The 17,891-nt window shown below is 61.5% G+C and carries 15 protein-coding genes; 1 reads left to right on the forward strand and 14 read right to left on the reverse strand.

The features are described from left to right. Positions 1 to 135 precede the first annotated feature (135 nt). The 12 genes from ACK4HJ_RS03435 to sucC form a co-directional block, all read right to left on the reverse strand. Positions 136 to 669, reverse strand: a complete 534-nt coding sequence (locus tag ACK4HJ_RS03435) for a pilin (protein ID WP_409827732.1) — start codon at positions 667 to 669, stop codon at positions 136 to 138. 99 nt (positions 670 to 768) lie between these two features. After that, positions 769 to 1,584 carry a hypothetical protein gene (locus ACK4HJ_RS03440; RefSeq protein ID WP_409827734.1) on the reverse strand — a complete coding sequence of 272 codons (816 nt, stop codon included), beginning with the start codon at positions 1,582 to 1,584 and terminating at the stop codon, positions 769 to 771. A gap of 34 nt (positions 1,585 to 1,618) precedes the next feature. Beyond that, a complete protein-coding gene (locus tag ACK4HJ_RS03445; protein ID WP_409827736.1) occupies positions 1,619 to 3,499 on the reverse strand; it encodes a hypothetical protein in 1,881 nt (626 codons plus the stop codon). A 66-nt stretch (positions 3,500 to 3,565) separates the two neighbouring features. Then, positions 3,566 to 4,093 carry a pilin gene (locus ACK4HJ_RS03450; protein ID WP_409827738.1) on the reverse strand — a complete coding sequence of 176 codons (528 nt, stop codon included), beginning with the start codon at positions 4,091 to 4,093 and terminating at the stop codon, positions 3,566 to 3,568. A 273-nt stretch (positions 4,094 to 4,366) separates the two neighbouring features. Continuing rightward, positions 4,367 to 5,170, reverse strand: a complete 804-nt coding sequence (locus ACK4HJ_RS03455; protein ID WP_409827740.1) for a 3',5'-cyclic-nucleotide phosphodiesterase — start codon at positions 5,168 to 5,170, stop codon at positions 4,367 to 4,369. 67 nt (positions 5,171 to 5,237) lie between these two features. Beyond that, on the reverse strand, positions 5,238 to 7,499 hold the full coding sequence (locus ACK4HJ_RS03460; protein WP_409827741.1) for a CHASE2 domain-containing protein: 2,262 nt from the start codon (positions 7,497 to 7,499) through the stop codon (positions 5,238 to 5,240). Between the two features lie 124 nt (positions 7,500 to 7,623). After that, a complete protein-coding gene (locus ACK4HJ_RS03465; RefSeq protein WP_409827743.1) occupies positions 7,624 to 8,283 on the reverse strand; it encodes an FHA domain-containing protein in 660 nt (219 codons plus the stop codon). A gap of 42 nt (positions 8,284 to 8,325) precedes the next feature. Next, entirely contained in the window at positions 8,326 to 9,114 is a 789-nt protein-coding gene (locus tag ACK4HJ_RS03470) for a Stp1/IreP family PP2C-type Ser/Thr phosphatase (protein WP_409827744.1), read from the reverse strand. A gap of 17 nt (positions 9,115 to 9,131) precedes the next feature. Next, entirely contained in the window at positions 9,132 to 11,813 is a 2,682-nt protein-coding gene (locus tag ACK4HJ_RS03475) for a CHASE2 domain-containing serine/threonine-protein kinase (RefSeq protein ID WP_409827746.1), read from the reverse strand. A 128-nt stretch (positions 11,814 to 11,941) separates the two neighbouring features. Then, on the reverse strand, positions 11,942 to 12,550 hold the full coding sequence (locus ACK4HJ_RS03480; RefSeq protein WP_409827748.1) for a TerC family protein: 609 nt from the start codon (positions 12,548 to 12,550) through the stop codon (positions 11,942 to 11,944). Positions 12,551 to 12,752: 202 nt separating this feature from the next. Further along, a complete protein-coding gene (gene sucD, locus ACK4HJ_RS03485; protein WP_044395070.1) occupies positions 12,753 to 13,649 on the reverse strand; it encodes a succinate--CoA ligase subunit alpha in 897 nt (298 codons plus the stop codon). Positions 13,650 to 13,664: 15 nt separating this feature from the next. Beyond that, positions 13,665 to 14,825, reverse strand: a complete 1,161-nt coding sequence (sucC, locus tag ACK4HJ_RS03490) for an ADP-forming succinate--CoA ligase subunit beta (protein ID WP_409827749.1) — start codon at positions 14,823 to 14,825, stop codon at positions 13,665 to 13,667. Between the two features lie 201 nt (positions 14,826 to 15,026). On the opposite strand from sucC, the gene argC reads away from it, so the two are divergent. Further along, on the forward strand, positions 15,027 to 15,959 hold the full coding sequence (gene argC, locus ACK4HJ_RS03495) for an N-acetyl-gamma-glutamyl-phosphate reductase (protein ID WP_409827751.1): 933 nt from the start codon (positions 15,027 to 15,029) through the stop codon (positions 15,957 to 15,959). Between the two features lie 70 nt (positions 15,960 to 16,029). On the opposite strand, the gene recX is transcribed toward argC, so the two are convergent. Next, on the reverse strand, positions 16,030 to 16,488 hold the full coding sequence (recX, locus tag ACK4HJ_RS03500; RefSeq protein ID WP_409827752.1) for a recombination regulator RecX: 459 nt from the start codon (positions 16,486 to 16,488) through the stop codon (positions 16,030 to 16,032). A gap of 173 nt (positions 16,489 to 16,661) precedes the next feature. Continuing rightward, positions 16,662 to 17,768, reverse strand: a complete 1,107-nt coding sequence (gene recA / locus ACK4HJ_RS03505) for a recombinase RecA (protein WP_409827754.1) — start codon at positions 17,766 to 17,768, stop codon at positions 16,662 to 16,664. Positions 17,769 to 17,891 lie beyond the last annotated feature (123 nt).

The following is a 17,891-nucleotide window of genomic DNA, read 5'->3' on the forward strand; positions in this document are numbered from 1 at the left end:
GTACATGGCGCGTATCTTCACAGAGGCACTGACTTTGCAGCCCTTGATGATGTTTATTTAACACCTACTTCAGCTTGCTGCTTAAGGGTGCACATCACATGAAATCGGTCGTCAACGCAACCCACCGGGGACCGCTCAGCGGCATTCAAGTGGGGCGTATCGCGCAGGCAACGTGCCCAGTGTGCGGTTGGCCAATCCACGCGCTTGGGCCGTGTGGCCGCTTGCGCTGGTGCAAGCCCAATCCATGCTGCCTATTGATGCAGACGTCGGGGTGCTGCTGTTCACGTTGGGCGACATGATGATGGTGTTTCCGTCGAGGTCTGACGGGATCCCATTGCCGGAATTGGCGACAATCGTAAGTACAACCGGCCAAGGGCTGGCCGATCCGGTAATGAAAACGCTGCTGACATATTTGCTGGCGCGCTGGCTTGAAGGAACAGCGTTGAACGCAGCCGCTGCAGCATCCATGCCACTGACTCCATTCGTTTGAAACGCCTCGCTCAACAGTTCTTTAGCAGGACTTCCAGCGACAACCGCTTCAGTCACTTTCGCTCGGATGGTGTAGTTTTGATATGCAGGCAAGGCGATCGCTGCCAAGATGCCAATAATGGCCACCACGATCATTAATTCGATCAAGGTAAAACCGCGGCATGACTGTCTTTGCCTCATGAGCTGCTCCAGTTTTTACTGCGTGCAGTAGCATCGCCAAGCAAAAATCGCTCCAGCATATGGGCAGCCCAAAAATGCGTTGCACTATGCACGCAAACGTCAGACGCCAAATCCGTCGGCTTTCACATACCCGCGAATGCGTGCGGTGTGCGGATCAATGAAGGCCACCCAGCCCATGGTTTGGCGACTTACGACGGGCAACCAAAGAAGCTCTTCATACCGTGAGGTTTCATGCTCTTTCGGCTCAACGGCCGCCTGTGATGCAGCAGCCTGAACACGCTGCCGATCCTGGGGATGCATGGATAGCAACACTTCGAGGGGCTTCGCGCGCTCTTTGACCTGAGGGATACTTGAGCCGTAGTCCTGCCACCAATGTGGGCGCTGGCTCGGCTCGATGCCTTGCAATGAAGCGTCCACACTTTCCCATTTTTCTTCGGCAGTCCGGGCGCTTCGCACCCCCAACACGCGGGGGGCCTCAAAGCCCCAGGGCTGAACCCAGTCGGGGACGGTTTCAGGTCGTGAAACATCCAGATCTGCATAGCTCACCACTCGGAAGCGATCCACCTCATACACCAAAGCGATGGGACGCGCCGAGCTGAGCGTGTGCACCCCATACATCAATGCCGAAAGCTGGACCACAGAAATCAGACCGATGTCCACACTTAACGCCGTGCGCGTTTTTCCGGGGTGAAGCAACAGCAGTGTGAGCGCCGGGCCGCACACCACATCCACCGCCGCAATCAGGAAAAAAAGTGACAGGCCACCTGAAATGTCCACAAAGGGAGGAGGGAACCAGGCGCCTATGACCAGAAATGCCACCAGGGCCGCGAGGACCATGGAGAACACCAAGTGGCGCAAGGCCCAGGGTGCAGAGGATCGAAGTCGAGGAAACAGTGCGAATGCGACAGTGCTCATGACGTAAACCAACGAGCGTTAGCGACAATGTTTGCTAGCGCGAGGGCTGGCCGACATCTTCTCGCAAGTAGTCGAGGAATTCCTGCGCATACGCTTCGCAATGCGGTCTCTGCTTGCGCAGGCAGGTATAGGCGACCAAGGTGCCCATGGCACCGTGCATTTTACGAAGGTTGTAGGCCTGCAGCATGCCTGCATGATTGCGATACAGGGCCAGCGCCGTAGCCTTGTTGCCTTCGAGGTATTCGAGAGCAATCAGCTGATGGACCACCTGGTACTCAGCGCCGCGCGGCGCCAGGTTTTGTGCTTGCAAGAGGTATTTGCGGGCATTGACCAGGTCACCCTCAAAAACCATCAATGCTTGCGAATAATTGGCCAGGACACCGGAGAATGTGACTCTGTCGCTTTGACTGGTCTCGCCACGCTGCAAGCCACGCCACATATTGGGAGCGTTCTCAACCATGCCCTGCAAGTAGAGCAATGATTCGGGGTCGTTTTTTTCCAGCAGATAGCCTGAATAGACAATCTGCACATTCAGCGGCAACTGGCCGCCATGGACGGTGCGAATGCGCTCGATTTCTTCCTTGAACTGCTTTTCTGCAGCAGCACCCTGGGTCTTGGACAAGGCGGCGAGATATGCCGTTCGTACCAGGGTGTTACCAGCGTTGGTGCGGTATTGCCAACTCCAAAGGCGCAGGTCACTTTCCCACATTGACGTGACGGTGTAAGTCACGAACAACGACATAGCCAGCCAGCCCGCGCCTAAAGTACCGGTTAGCATCACAATGTCGCGGCGCTGCGGAGACCGCTGGCGGATGTCAAGACACAAGGCCGCGAGGGCCAGCGCAAGCATTGTCAAAGGCAAGTAAAGGAAACGCTCGGAACCAATGGTTTCTCCGGTATTGATGACAAAAATACCGAGCACAGGAAAGATGCCCACATAAAACCCCAGCCAGAGCACCGCCCAAGCACGTCGCTTGAGGGCAAAGCCAACCACGGCGACTAACAGCAACAGCGCAACGCCCAATGCTGCCGCATGCTGGCGGAACGACGCCATCTCCACCAGCAGATCATGCCGGGGGCTGATGTCGCTAAACGGCACAAAGGCCATGAAGGTGTAGAAAGAGAGCGTGCGCAGCCACACTTCATAGCGCATCATCGCGTCCACAACTTGTGCCAAGCCGAATTCTGCATAGGAAGCAAAGCCCAGCCCCTGGCTGCGCAACACAAAATAAACCGCCGTAGCCACAGCGCAGGCCAGCAGATATGGCCACAGGCCACGAAAAACAGCAGCGATTGATGCAGCCGGGTATCGCGCCAGGGTCAACAGCACCAGAAGCGGGGCCAACAGCACTCCCGTTTCCTTGGACAGCATGGCGCCCAGCGCGAACACTGCCACCAATGCGCACCGCACCACAGTGGCTGGTGCCAAGGCAACAGAACAACCTGCCAGCAACAACGCGGTAGCCAGCAAATCGAAGCGTCCCGAAATCCAGGCCACGCCCTCTGCCAAGCAGGGGTGGACGGTGTACAGCAGAGCAGCACACAACGCCGCTGTGCGAGCGCCCTCGTACCGCTCAAAAACGCGACAAGCAATGGCAAAGAGAAGACAGGTGCTGATCCCGTGGAGTACAACATTGACTGCGTGCGAATACAGCGGCGTCAGTTGAAAGAGCTGCATTTCCACCATCCAGGTGCTGAGCACCAAGGGGCGAAAATATGGGGTGTCGGGCAGAATCGGGCGCGCCACAGCGGCCCAGCTCCACGAGCCTTCCCGCAGCAGGGTATTGTCCAGAAACAAAGCACGGTCATCCCATACATAGCCAAAGCCCAGGCTCTGGCCGTAAAGGCCAGCGACCACCACAAGCAGCAGGCTGTAGGGCCACCAGACGAACAGGGGGCGGGAGGAAATGCGCACGTTCAGTCAAAACAGAAAGAAAAAAAGCGAGGCAGCGCCTCGCTTTTGATTACACCAAGGCCCGAATTAACGGCACTCAGATGGAGCGTATTTAGCAGGCAAAGTGCCCGTGCTACGATTCGCCAATCCACGTGCTGTTGCTGTTGCTACGGTGTTGGAGCCGCATGCCCAATCAATCGCTCCTTGGGCGGATGCCGTCGGCGCAGCACTGTTAACGTTAGGAGAAAAAACCAGAGTATTACCATTGAGTGCCGTTGGAATACCGTTGCCTGAGTTCGCTGCTACGGATACAGTGATATGCCAGTTAGGTGACGCGCCCACCGTATACCCCTGCACATACTTCGAAGACTTTGTGGATGGCGCGGCAGAATTAATAGCGGCGGCGGCGGCATTCAGTCCCGCAACGGAATCTGTTTGGAAAGCTTCGGACAGTGCACTTTTAGGCGAACTGGCAGCGATAACAGCTTCAGAGATCTTCGCGCGGATGGTGTAGTCCTGGTACGCGGGCAGCGCCACGGCGGCCAAGATACCGATGATCGCCACAACGATCATCAGTTCAATCAGGGTGAAACCCTTTTGCATGAAACGCTTCATATGAAACTCCTTGGAGGTCGATTGCAATTAACAACCTGCAGATGAATTCCCCAGGTCTGCCGTTGGTGTAGCATTTCTTATGCCAGCCTCTTCTGGTCCCCACTATGGGCGCCGCCCTTCGTAATATGCATGTTACGGCCGGAGCAACCAAGGAATGACATTTTTGTCCTGTCACAACTGTCACTAAGTCCTTACCTTGTTGCAATCTGTTCGAATTTGTCATCGACCCATTTGAACGCCGCTGGCTCAATAGCTCCGACAGAAACAAGCAACTCATAGAGCGAACTGTTGACCTGCTCGCAACCACTGAATAATGAATGGCGGGGTGGCGCCTGCAAAGTTGGCCTCTTCGGCCGCAAGAAACTCACCGATCTCGCCCATGATGACGTCCGTCTCCGCCGGCTTGGTGTGCGTGATATAGACAGGGCAACCTCGCTGCCGGAACAGGTGCAGTTCAGCCAGCAGGCTCTGTGGTGATAAGTGCAGGCTACGGCGGGCCAGGGCGCTTTCACGTTCGCTGAAGGCGGTCTCCATGACGAGCATGGCCACGGGCAATTCGTTCACACGCTCCCAGAAGGCCGGGTTACGCTCGGTGTCGCCGCTGAACACCCACCATTCTTTGCGATCTTTCCCCCGAACGGCATACCCCACAGCGGGTACCGTGTGGACCGCTGGCAGCGCCTCGACGATCACCCCAGCCGTTGCACGTTGCTCGCCTACATGCAGGGGGTGAAACCGCATGAAAGGATTGGCGGCCGACGGGATGGACGAGAAGTCGGGCCAGATGATGTTGTTGAAGACGTGTTGGCTCAGCGCTTCCAGGGTATGGGGCAATGCATGAATTTGCACGGGTGTCTGGCGCAGTGATGCCACGGCGTCGAGCATCAGCGGCAAAGCCGCAATGTGGTCCAGATGCGAATGCGTGAGGAACACATGGTCGATTTTCCGCATCTCGTCCAGCGTGAGGTCTCCCACACCCGTCCCTGCGTCGATCAGGATGTTGTCATCGATCAAGAACGATGTCGTGCGGCAGTCCTTGGCGATGGCGCCGGAGCATCCGAGGACGCGAACCTTCATGGAAGAGGGCCTTGTAGGTGTAATGGATTCGTAGCGCAGGGGATGACATGCTGTCTACCTGCCCACACTACTTACTGTCGAAATTGGTGGCACCGTCCCACTGGGACTTAAACGGTTCAGCTATGCATTGTGCAATGCGCGCTTCGTAGAGCGCGTACAAAACACTGTCGGGCTGGATGCTTTTCAGGCGGGTCAGGTTAGCCTCGCATTCTGCCCAGTCCTGAGCGTAGTAGGCCGTGAGGAATTGCCCCCATTCCTGGAGCTCCGCGGCTTTGGCTTCCGATATCTCCTTCTGCGCACCCACCGGCCAGAAAATGGCGACCGCCTGCGCTTTGCCCTTGACGCGGACCAGGTCGAGTTGCTTCCAGGCGAACTCGGGTGCCAGGGCTTTGGTGGTTTCGCTCACGACGATGGAAGTGCCGTAGTGTTTGGACAGCCCCTCCAGCCGGGACCCCAAATTCACGGCGTCGCCAATCACCGTGTAGCTGCGCCGGATGTCCGAGCCCATATCGCCCACGCACATCATCCCGGTGTTCAACCCGATACCTACACCGATCTCGGGCAGGCCGCGCCGCCGGTGGTCCTGGTTGATCTCGTCAATGGCCGCGGCCATGCCCATGGCCGCAGACACCGCCAAGCGTGCATGGTCTGGTGTGGCGACCGGCGCGCCCCAGAACGCCATGACGCAGTCACCCATGTATTTGTCGATGGTTCCCCGGTGGCTTCTGATGATGTGCGTCAGTTTGCTGAACACCTCGTTCAGCAACGCCTGCAGTTGCAACGGCTCCATGCGCTCGGACATGGCCGTGAATCCGCGCATGTCGCAGAACATGACCGTCAGCTCCCGGTTGGCGGCCTCCATGCTGTAGTTCTCGGGCTCTTTCACCATTTCATCGACGAGCTCGGGAGGCACATAGGTGCCAAACAGTGCCGCCAATTCGCGCTTGGATTTGCTCTCGACAAAGTAGCCGTAGACCATGTTCAGCGCAAACGCCAGAACCGACATCACCACGGCGGTGGCTAGTGGCAGGGCCAGTCCATGTGACACGTAGAGCCAGAGGTTGAGGCCCGTGAGCGCTGCGATCACGCCGGCGCTCAAAGCCACGGCAGCTCCAGCGGTGAGCAGGGGCAAGGTGACCGCCAGCAAAAGTCCCGTGAAGAGCAGTTGCAGCGCGTCAAACCCGACCGCGTAGTCCGGGCGAACAATGTTCTTGCCATCCAGCAGGGCCGACAGAACGTTGGCATGGGTTTCAACGCCAGGGTATGTGCGCCCCACCGGAGTAACGCGCAGATCCAGCAGCCCCGGCGCGGTGGAGCCCACCAGCACAAGCTGGTCACGCAGATTTCCGGCGGGCAGACTCCCCTCCAGCACATCCGAAGCGGACACGTAGCGGAATGATCCCCCGGAAACATCGCCCGGGCCGCGGAACGGAACCAGCGTTGCCAGGCGGTCATCCACAGGGATCGCAAGCGGCCGGCCTTCCTGGTGCACGATGATGCTCTCCAAAGTATCGTGTGTGCCTGCGGGAGCCGGGAAGGCATAGCCGGGCGACACCTGAGACGCTCCCAGCATGGCACGGAAGACCGCCAGCGCGAGCGATTCGTAATACTGCCCCTGGTACTCGGCGAGCAAGGGGAGTGAGCGCACGACACCATCCTCGTCGGTGATGGAATTGAAGAACCCGGCAGCCGGGACGGCCTGCGCCAGCACCTCGATGTTGCCGCCATGCCCGTTCCAAGACGTCGCCTTCAGGGGTAGGCCGCGCAGGTCTGCGGGTCGCAGCACAGGGGCGGGCAGGTTGCCGCGCGCGCGCGCGTCCCTGTCGCTGGTGAAGTAAAAACCCAGAACGGCGGGCTTGCCCGCCAGCGATTGCGCGAAGAGGCCGTCATAGTCCAGCGACGGCACCAGCCGTTGCAGTTGTTCCGAAAATCCGGGTTGTGACTTCAGCGGTCCTTGTGCCAGCTGCTGCAGGCTGGCCAGGCCTGAGCTGCCATCCGCCTCCGCAAAGATGACGTCGAAGCCGACGACGGCCACCTGTTGCCGCTCGAACAACTCACGCGACAGGGCCGCCATCTTGTCGCGGCCCCATGGCCACTGGCCCAGGCGCTCCAGGCTTTTTTCGTCGATATCGACAATGGTGATCCGCTCGTCCAGCGTGCCGGGCATGGTGGCCCGCAGCCGCGTATCGTAGATGATGTGGTCCAGGCGCTCCAGCACCTGCAGGTGGAGCACTCCAGAGATGTGCAGCAGCGCGAACAGCAGCGGAAGCAGCGTGATGCCGATCCGGCGCCAGCGGTGGCGAAACAGTGAGGTGAACAGCCGCCGCATGGATCAGGCTCCTTGTGGACTGATGTGGCGGCCGCGCTGGAAAGAGCACCCGGCAACATAGCCCACAGCAGGCAATGGCTACAAAGTGCTCAGCGCCGAGGCGTGCTTGGGTGCGAGCGCAGCGTCAGCTCTGCTCGAACTGCATTTCCGTGCCGGCCAACTCCAGCCGGTCGCCGTGCTTGAGTTGCACAGGCGATGCACCGATTGCCGATCCATTCAGGACCGGCATGCCGGGCCCCTCGACATGGGCCAGCACAAAACCCTGGTGCCGCTTCGTGATGGAGGCTACGGCCACTCCAGGTTTGCCAATCGTGGTTACCACCTTCTGCAACGACACTTCGCGCCCTGCTGCAGCGCCAGACATCACACGGATCACGGCGGAAATCGGCGCGGGCGCAGGTGCCGCTGCAGCGAGCGGAGCAGGCCTGGAGGCCGTGCCCAGCGGCGGAACCATGCCCGGCTTGAAGATCATGGTCTTCTCGAAGTTCTGGCCGTCGGCTTCGTGCAGGAAACGGATCTTGTACTTGCCGACTTCCACCGTGTCGCCATTGCGCAGCTCCTGGCGCTTGACCGCCTTGGCGTTGACGTATGTGCCGTTGGTGCTCCCCAGGTCTTCAATCTCCACGTCCTGGCCCGTCATATGGATCACGGCGTGTTCGCCGCTCACGGCCAGGTTGTCGATCACGATGTCGTTGTAGGGGCGCCGACCCAGCGTTGTCCGCTCCTTGGTCAACTGCACTTCCTTGATGACAACCCCGTCGATAGAAACGATCATTTTCGGCATGATCCACTCCTGAATATGATGAATTGTTGTAGCTGGGGCCGCTCAGGCGGCGCCCAATAATCGGGACATGAGGCCGCGCTTCTTGCCTCCCGCGGCGGCCTGCACCAACAGCACGCTGACGTTATCACGACCGCCGTTCGCGTTGGCGGTGTCGATGAGCTGTGTGGCTTTTTCCTCCAAAGGCAGAGGCTTGCGCACCATGTCGGCCAGGTCGGCGTCTGAAACCATGTCGGTGAGTCCGTCGGAACACATCAGGAACAGATCGTTGGGCGCTACCTGGAATTCGTTCACTTCCATCATGACGTTCGGCTCTACGCCCAGGGCGCGTGTCACCAGGTTGCGGTTGGCCGACAGGGAAGCCTGTTGTGCGGTGAGCAAGCCGGCGTCGACCTGCTCCTGCAGCCAGGAATGATCCCGCGTAATCTGCTGCAGGGCGCCATCGCGCAGGCGGTAGCACCGGGAATCGCCGATGTGGCCCAGGATGAGTCGGCTGCCGTGGAAAACACCGACCACCAGCGTGGTTCCCATGCCGGCATATTGGGGGTTGGACAGCGAGGCCCCCAGGATCGCGTGATTGGCGTTTTCCACGCAGATCTCCAGCGCGCGCCGGACATCGGTGGATTGGGGCGTGGTGCCGGCCTGGGCCAGCCAGCGCCCCATTTCGGTCCGGATGAAGGTGGTGGCCATGCCGCTGGCCACTTCCCCAGCGTTGTAGCCGCCCATGCCGTCGGCCAGGATGGCGACCTGGGCGTCATGGTCCACGGCCACCGCGTCCTCGTTGTTGGTGCGCACCCGGCCTTTGTCGGTGCGCGCGAAAAATTCATAGGTCATGGATGTTGCGGCGAACGTCATCGGGCCACTGGCGGGGGTGGAGGTGCCGTGCCCCGCACAGCGGGTGGATCCATCACGGTTTCCTGGAAATCCGCCATTTCATGCCCTGTCGCATCGCGGTCCGCATCATAGACGACTGCCCTGGGGGCTTCCAGTTCTGCGGGTGCGCTTCCTGCGGCCTGCCGCAAATCCGCCGCAAACTGCCGTCCGGTCTGGTAGCGCGCCTCGGGGCGCTTCATCAGCGCCAATGCCACTACCTTGGCGATGGACTCCGAAAGCTCCGGACGGAGCTGGCGGATGTCTGGCGGCTCGACCGTCGCAATCTTGTGCATGAGCTCGGTCATGGACTCGCCGCGCAGTGGCAGCATTCCTGTGAGCAACTGGAACAGCGTCACCCCCAGGGCATACAGATCCGAGCGTCCGTCCACCTTTTTCCCGGCCAGTTGTTCCGGTGACATGAAGCTGGGTGTGCCCAGCACCAGGCCCGTGCGGGTCTTGCTGGAATCGGTGATTCGCGCGATGCCGAAGTCCGTCACTTTGACCGTGTCGGAGCCGCTGTCGAACATGATGTTGGCCGGCTTGATGTCACGGTGCACCACATTGTGGGCGTGAGCGTAGTCAAGCGCATCGGCAACCCGCGCAGCGATGGACAGCACCGTGGCCACTGGCAGAAGGTGGTCCTTGCGGCACGCGGGCGCCAGGTCGGCACCCTTGAGGAATTCCATGGCGATGTAAGCCAGGTCGTGCTCTTCGCCAGCGTCGAAGATGGTCACGATGTGCGGGTGCTGCAGCCGGCCGGCGGTTTCCGCTTCGCGGAAAAAGCGGCTGCGGGCATCGACCAGTGCATTGCCCTCAAACTCCTGGCTCAGGGCCAGCGTCTTGATGGCGACCACCCGCCCGATCTTAGGGTCCCGCCCTTGGTAAACCACCCCCATGGCCCCCTTGCCCAGTTCCTTGTCGATCTGGTAGCGCCCCAGCATGGGAATGCCCACCGACGCATCGCCGGGCAGGCGGGGGCTGACGCTGTGAGGGGGCGGGAGCGATGAGGGTGTGCCGCCGAGGCGGCTGTCAGCACCTTGCTGGAGGTGTGCGCGGACGCGCTTGTAGCGGCTCTTGGCGTCCTTGTAGTCGCGGTCGTGCCGCAGGATGTGGCCGTAGGCGGCCTTGGCTTGGGCGAAGTTGCGCTTGCGTTCAAAGTCCTGCGCCAGGTGGTACAGGTTTTCCATCAGCGCATCACTGGGCGGAACCTTGCGCAGCCGGTCAAAGGCCATGTCCAGCTGGCCCTGCCCATGCAGCGCGAGTCCCATCATGCGGTCAGTTTCTGCCGCTTCGGCAGACGCAGCAGCGTCTCTGGCAGACGGGCGCAGCATGCGCAGCACCCCCAGCGCGGCCGTGCCAGCCAAGGCGCCCGCGCTGGCAGCCAGCAGGGGCACCCACTGGCTCGCGTAACGCAGCAACACCCACTCGGTGGCCGCCAGGACCAGTGCCAGTGCGACCCCCAAGCCAGCTCCGGTTGACAACGCCAGCCGGGGCGCCAGCAGACCAAAAAACAGCACGCCCAGCAGCACAGACGCCCAGGAGACCGCGTCGGACCAGCCCGGCACCCTGACTGCCAGACCCTGCCGGATGGCCGATACGGTGTGTGCCATCCATTCCACAGAAGGCATCGGCTGCGCCAAGGGCGGCGCAGCGAATGATGAGGCGAGCGCCGCATCGGCGGTCATCCCCACGAGCACGATCTTGTCCTTGAGTGCTGAGGCGGGCACTTGACCGTTCAGCACCGCCGCAAATGACACGTTGGCAAAGGCCGATGCGGCTCCGTCTGCAAGCGCATGCGTGCGCGGACGCATGATGCTCTGGCTGTCAGTGGGAATCTCCAGCCCGCCCAGGCGCACCGCCGAAGGCGTGGCCTGCACGCGCACGTCGTCGGCGCCCAGATGCAGGCTGTGCCGCGCCGCCAGCAGGGCGAGCGAAGGGATGCCCGCACCATCGTCGCGCAGTACCAGTGGTACCTGCCGCACTGTGCCGTCCGCGTCGGCGTGCGCCACCCAGTGCCCTACACCGACGGCCGCGGCGCCAAGGGCAGCCAGAGGGTGCTGTGCGGCGTTGGCAGGCAGGGCATGTTCGCCCGGGTCCGCCAGGGCGCTGCGGAGCACATAAGAGGGAAGCGGGCCGGTTTTGCCCGACGTGCCGTAGTAGGACGCCAGCAGCACGTTGCCCGCTTTCTGGATGCTGGCTGCCAGCCGGGCGTCCCAGTCCAGCGCCGCCTCTGCCTCTGCCGTCAGGCGGGAGAGTTCCGCGGTGAGCGGTGAGGCGTCTCCTGCACCCGCCAGAGCGGATTTGATCTTGCGGACTTGCGCCAGCCCCGCCGCTGATTCGGTCTGCACAAAGAGTGGTGTGTAGACGATGGTCTTGGCATCCGCCGCAGACAGACGGTCCAGCATCTGGGCATGGATGTCACGCGCCCAGGGCTGCGGCCCCAGTGCGCTCAGGCTGGCGCTGTCGATGCCAACAATGGTGATTTCTGCAAGCGGCGCCGGCGCCGAGACGGGTGTGGCCGCGTCATACAGGCGGAGGTCCAACCTGTCCGTCCAGCCAGACACCATGCACAGCGCCACGGCAAGCACAACGGCCGCCGCTCCCCACAAACCATCGGTGCCCCATCCACCTTGCCGCCGTGCCGCGGTTTTTCGTCCCACTTGCTGTTGTTCCAATCAGTATGAGCGGAAGTCAAAGCAATATTTACGCCCATGGGTTTGGGCAGACCTCCGCGGCGTGCGGGCTGTTTAGCGAGGGGTATGCAGGCCGCGCCGCAGGTCTGCGCGGCCTACTTGGCGCCGCCCCTTGTCACAGCCGTGCCATTTTTGTCACATGGGTGGTGCAGTGCGGGGTGGCTTGCGGCGTAGTCGTGCAATGCGGCATCGCTGGCAATGGTTTCGCCGCCCACCCAGCCGATCAGGGCCGCGCCCATGACGATGAAGGGATAGCGCTCCACGAGCTTGATCATGAGCGTGCTGCCGAAGATCACGAGCGGGATGCTGATCGCCAGACCCAGCACCAACAGCAGCGCGTTGCCATGGGCTGCGGCGGCCACGGCAATCACGTTGTCCCGGCTCATCACCAGGTGTGCAATCAGGATGGTGCGCACGGCGGCCATCAGGCTGCCGTAGGCCTTGGATTCGCCTTCGTCTTCATCGTCGCCCTGCAGTAGCTGCAGTCCGATCCAAAGCAGCAGGCAGCCCCCGACGATCTGCAGAAACGACAACTGCAGCAGGTTGGCTGCCACCACGGTCAGTGCGATGCGCAGCACCACGGCGGCGCCAGAGCCCAGGAAAGCGGCTTTTTTCTGCTGGTGGGGAGGAAGCGAGCGGGCGGCCAGTGCGATGACCACGGGGTTGTCGCCCGAAAGAACGATGTTGATCCAGACTATCTTCATCAGGCCGATTCAGAAATCGGCGCTTTACACAAACTCCATGCTGAACTCCACTGTTATGAATGCAAGAAGCGCCCGAAACCAGGGTTTCGAGCGCTTCTCTTTTTATGGGAGCGGCCAGCCTATCGGGCTGGCCTGGCAGCTGCGTCCATACTAGTGCTTAGGGAGCGCGCGTAAAGCGTTAGGCTGCGTGTTGCTGGCTGAATTACTTCAGCTGGGCTTTGAGCAGCTTGCCCAGTTCCGACGGGTTGCGGGTGATGACAAAGCCCGACTCTTCCATGATGGCGAGCTTGGCATCGGCCGTGTCGGCACCACCGGAGATCAGCGCGCCTGCGTGGCCCATGCGCTTGCCGGGAGGAGCCGTCACGCCAGCGATGAAGCCCACCACGGGCTTCTTCATATTGGCCTTGCACCATTGGGCGGCTTCGGCTTCGTCAGGACCGCCGATTTCGCCGATCATGATCACGGCGTCGGTGTCTGGATCGTCGTTGAAAGCCTTCATCACGTCGATGTGCTTGAGGCCGTTGATGGGGTCGCCACCAATGCCCACAGCGCTCGACTGGCCCAAGCCGACTTCGGTCAGCATGGCCACAGCTTCGTACGTCAGCGTGCCCGAGCGGGACACCACGCCGATACGGCCCTTGCGGTGGATGTGACCGGGCATGATGCCGATCTTGATTTCGTCAGGCGTGATCAGGCCGGGGCAGTTGGGGCCCAGCAGCAGGGTCTTCTTGCCGCCGGCAGCTTCCTTGGCCTTCATCTTGTTGCGCACCATCAGCATGTCCTTGACGGGAATGCCTTCTGTGATGCAAATAGCCATGTCCAGGTCGGCTTCCACGGCTTCCCAGATGGCATCCGCCGCGCCTGCTGGAGGCACATAGATCACCGACACGGTGGCGCCGGTCTGCTGGGCGGCTTCCTTGACGGAGGCATAGATCGGGATGTTGAAGATCGATTCGCCGGCCTTCTTGGGGTTCACGCCCGCCACGAAGCAGTTCTTGCCGTTCGCGTATTCCTGGCACTTTTCGGTGTGGAACTGGCCGGTCTTGCCCGTGATGCCCTGGGTGATGACCTTGGTGTCTTTGTTGATGTAGATCGACATGTGTGTTCTCCGGGCTTACTTGACGGCAGCAACGATCTTGGTCGCAGCTTCGGCCATGGTGTCTGCAGCGATGATGGGCAGGCCGGACTCGGCCAGCATCTTCTTGCCCAGCTCTTCGTTTGTGCCCTTCATGCGCACGACCAGCGGCACGTTCAGGTTCACGGCCTTGCAAGCGGTGATCACGCCGGTGGCGATGGTGTCGCACTTCATGATGCCGCCGAAGATGTTGACCAGAATGCCCTCGACCTTGGGGTTCTTGAGCATGATCTTGAAGGCTTCGGTGACCTTCTCGGGGGTAGCACCGCCGCCCACGTCCAGGAAGTTGGCGGGCTCGCCGCCGAACAGCTTGATGGTGTCCATGGTGGCCATGGCCAGGCCAGCGCCGTTCACCAGGCAGCCGATGTTGCCATCGAGGCTGATATAAGCCAGGTCGAACTTGGAGGCTTCCACTTCGGCGGGATCTTCTTCGTCCAGATCGCGGAAGGCGACGATTTCTGGGTGGCGGAACAGGGCGTTGGCGTCAAAGTTGAACTTCGCGTCCAGGGCCATCAGGTTGCCCTTGGAGTCGCAGTTCAGTGGGTTGATTTCCACCAGCGACGCGTCGGTGTCCATGTAGCACTTGTAGATCTTGGCGAAGATGTCTACGGCCTGGTCAATGGAAGCGCCGGCCAGGCCGATGGCGGCCGCAACCTTGCGGGACTGCGCTTCGGTGATGCCGACCAGGGGATCGATCATCTCGGTGACGATCTTCTCGGGCGTGGAGTGGGCCACTTCCTCGATGTCCATGCCGCCTTCGCTCGAAGCGATCAGGGCGACCTTCTGCGTGGCGCGGTCGGTGACCAGCGATACGTACAGTTCGTTCTTGATGTCGGCGCCGTCCTCGATGTACAGGCGGCGGACTTTCTGGCCTTCAGGGCCGGTCTGGTGCGTGACCAGTTGCATGCCCAGAATTTCGCTGGCGCGGGCCTTCACGTCATCAATGGTCTTGGCAACCTTCACGCCGCCGCCCTTGCCACGGCCACCGGCGTGGATCTGGGCCTTGACCACCCACACGGGGCCGCCGAGCTTCTGGGCTGCTTCCACGGCTTCTTGCACCGTGAATGCGGGAATGCCACGCGGAACGGGCACACCAAAATTGCGCAAGATTTCCTTGCCTTGGTATTCGTGAATCTTCATGAGGTCTCTCTCAGGGAAGGGTGGTAGTTACCCGTTTACCATGAACAGTTGTCTGGCCGCGGGCTTGGGACATGGCAACCCGCGACTGTATCATGCTGCAACGCACCATCCTTGTGCATCCCTGACGCCGCCAGCAGGCGCTGCGGCCATTTCATTCCTATCCATCCCGGCAATGTTTGCCGCTTTTGCAGGAGTCACTCCATGTCCAAAGTCTTTATCGATGGCGAAGCCGGCACCACGGGCCTGCAGATCCGTGAGCGCCTGCAGGCCATGCCGCAGATTCAACTCGTGAGCATTGCGCCCGAGCTACGCAAGGACCCCGCCGCCAAGCGCGACCTGATCGCGGGCGTGGATCTGGTGGTGCTGTGCCTGCACGACGACGCGGCGCGCGAGACCGTGGCGATGGTGGACGAGATCGAGCGCACGTCGGGCCGCAAGGTCAAGGTAATCGACGCGAGCACGGCTCACCGCACGGCGGACGGCTGGGTGTACGGGTTTCCAGAACTTGCTGCGTCGCAGGCGCAGGCGGTGCGCGCCGCCAGCCGCGTCTCCAACCCCGGCTGCTATGCCACGGGAGCGATTGCCATCCTCCGCCCCCTGGTGGACGCGGGCCTGATCCCAGCGGATTACCCGCTGAGCCTGCCCTCGGTGTCGGGCTACTCCGGCGGCGGCCGCACGATGATCGAAGCGTACGAGGCAGGCACTGCAGCGCCTTACGAAGCCTATGCGCTCGGCCTGTCGCACAAGCACATTCCCGAGATCCTGCGCTACACCGGCCTCACACGCCGCCCGGTGTTCATCCCCGCCGTGGGCAACTTCCGCCAGGGCATGCTGGTGCAACTGCCCCTGCATCTGGACCTGCTGCCCGGCGCCCCCAAGGCTGCCGACCTGCATGACGCGCTGGCCAGCCACTACCGCAGCACCAACACGCCCGAGCAGTGGGTGAGCGTGCTGCCGCCCACCGACGACCTGAAGCTGGCTGCCGACACGCTCACCGACACCAACAAGCTGGAACTGCGCGTGTTTGCCAACGAGCAATACCGACAGGCCGTGGTCATTGCGCGCCTGGACAACCTGGGCAAGGGTGCCAGCGGCGCCGCCGTGCAGAACCTGCAGCTGATGCTGGGCGTGTAACCCGTACACGCGCCGACGGGATCTGGAGGCAGGGCCCAACACCTGCCTCTTTTTCATTCGACGCACGCCATCACTTGGGATCGGACTCGTCAGCGCCTTTCACGGCGCGCCGCACGACGTCCCCTGAAAACCCCCGCGCCAGCAAAAAGCGCATCTGCTTTGCGCGGGTTTGCGGGTCGGTGGCGGGCTCGCCAAACTTGCGCCGCCAGACCTCGCGGGCGCGCTCCAGTTCGCTGCCCTGCAACTGCGCGACGGCCTGCTGGACAGCCTCGGCTCCCAGCCCTTTGGCCTGCAACTCCTGCCGGATGCGCGAAGCACCCAGCCGGCCGGCGCGCCGGTGCAGCACTGACTCCACCACGCGGGCCTCGCTGATGAAGTCCTGCGCTTGCAGATCGTCCAGCACGGCAGCCAGGTTGTCGCCCTCCTGCACATGCGGCGCCAGCTTGCGCTGCAACTCGGCACGCGAGTGCTCGCGCTGGCTCAGCAGCCGCAGCGCGCGGCCTTTGAGCGAGAGGGTGCCGAATGCCATGACGCAGGATTTTTGAGACTTGGTGAAGGGCGGCAAGGCCTGACGCTGCACACCACAGTATTAGGATTGCTATTGAAATAATAGCTGTTAGCGCTTGCCAGATAAGCGCTAGAGGCAATTTTTATTCAAAATTCACAGGCCGGCGCGCCTTTGCGCCTCCGGTCCTGTGGCTTTCACTCCGCCTTGTCGCCTTTGTCTCCCTTGGCAGGTTTGCCACCAGGGACTGCGGACTCCAGCGCCGCAGGCAGCAGCGCAATGCCCAGGCCTTCGCGCACCTTGTTCTCGATCTCACGGGCCAGATCGGGGTTTTCGCGCAGGAACTCGCGCGCGTTGTCGCGGCCCTGGCCGATCTTCTCGCCGTTGTACGCATACCAGGCGCCGGCCTTTTCCACCACCTTGGCGTTCACGCCCATGTCGATGATCTCGCCCTCGCGGCTGATGCCTTCGCCGAACAGGATGTCGAACTCGGCCGTCTTGAAGGGCGGGCTCACCTTGTTCTTGACCACCTTGACCTTGGTCTCGTTGCCAATGGCTTCGTCGCCCTTCTTGATGGTGCCGGTGCGGCGGATATCGAGGCGCACCGAGGCGTAGAACTTGAGCGCATTGCCGCCGGTGGTCGTTTCGGGGCTGCCGAACATCACGCCGATCTTCATGCGGATCTGGTTGATGAAGATGACCATGCAGTTGGTCTTCTTGATCGTGGCGGTGAGCTTGCGCAGCGCTTGGCTCATCAGGCGGGCCTGCAGGCCAGGCAGCGCATCGCCCATTTCGCCTTCGATTTCGGCCTTGGGCGTGAGCGCGGCAACCGAGTCCACCACGATCAGATCCACAGCGCCGGAGCGCACGAGGCTGTCCACGATTTCGAGCGCCTGCTCGCCGGTGTCGGGTTGGCTGATCAGCAGGTCGGACAGCTGCACGCCCAGCTTCTGGGCGTACTGCACATCCAGGGCGTGTTCAGCGTCCACAAACGCGCAGGTGCCGCCCTGCTTTTGCATCTCGGCAATGACCTGCAGCGTGAGCGTGGTCTTGCCCGACGATTCCGGGCCATAGATTTCAACCACACGGCCCCGGGGCAGGCCACCCACGCCCAGCGCAATGTCCAAGCCCAGCGAGCCGGTGGAGACGACCTGGATGTCCTCGATCACCTCGCCTTCACCCAGGCGCATGATGGTGCCCTTGCCGAATTGCTTCTCGATCTGGGCGAGCGCGGCAGCCAGGGCCTTGGCTTTTTCGGTGTTGGCTGGCAATGCGGGGTGGGTGCCTTTGACTGCGACGTCCATGAAAAACTCCTTGAGAAACAACAGGTTGGATGCTTGCACTGCTCTGCAGTTAATTACAGGCTGGATGCTTGAACAGTAGTTTATGCGAGTCGTCTTTTGTTGTTCGAGGTTAATTTGGTCAGT

This window comes from Acidovorax sp., from assembly GCF_046294525.1.
Lineage (GTDB): Bacteria > Pseudomonadota > Gammaproteobacteria > Burkholderiales > Burkholderiaceae_C > Acidovorax.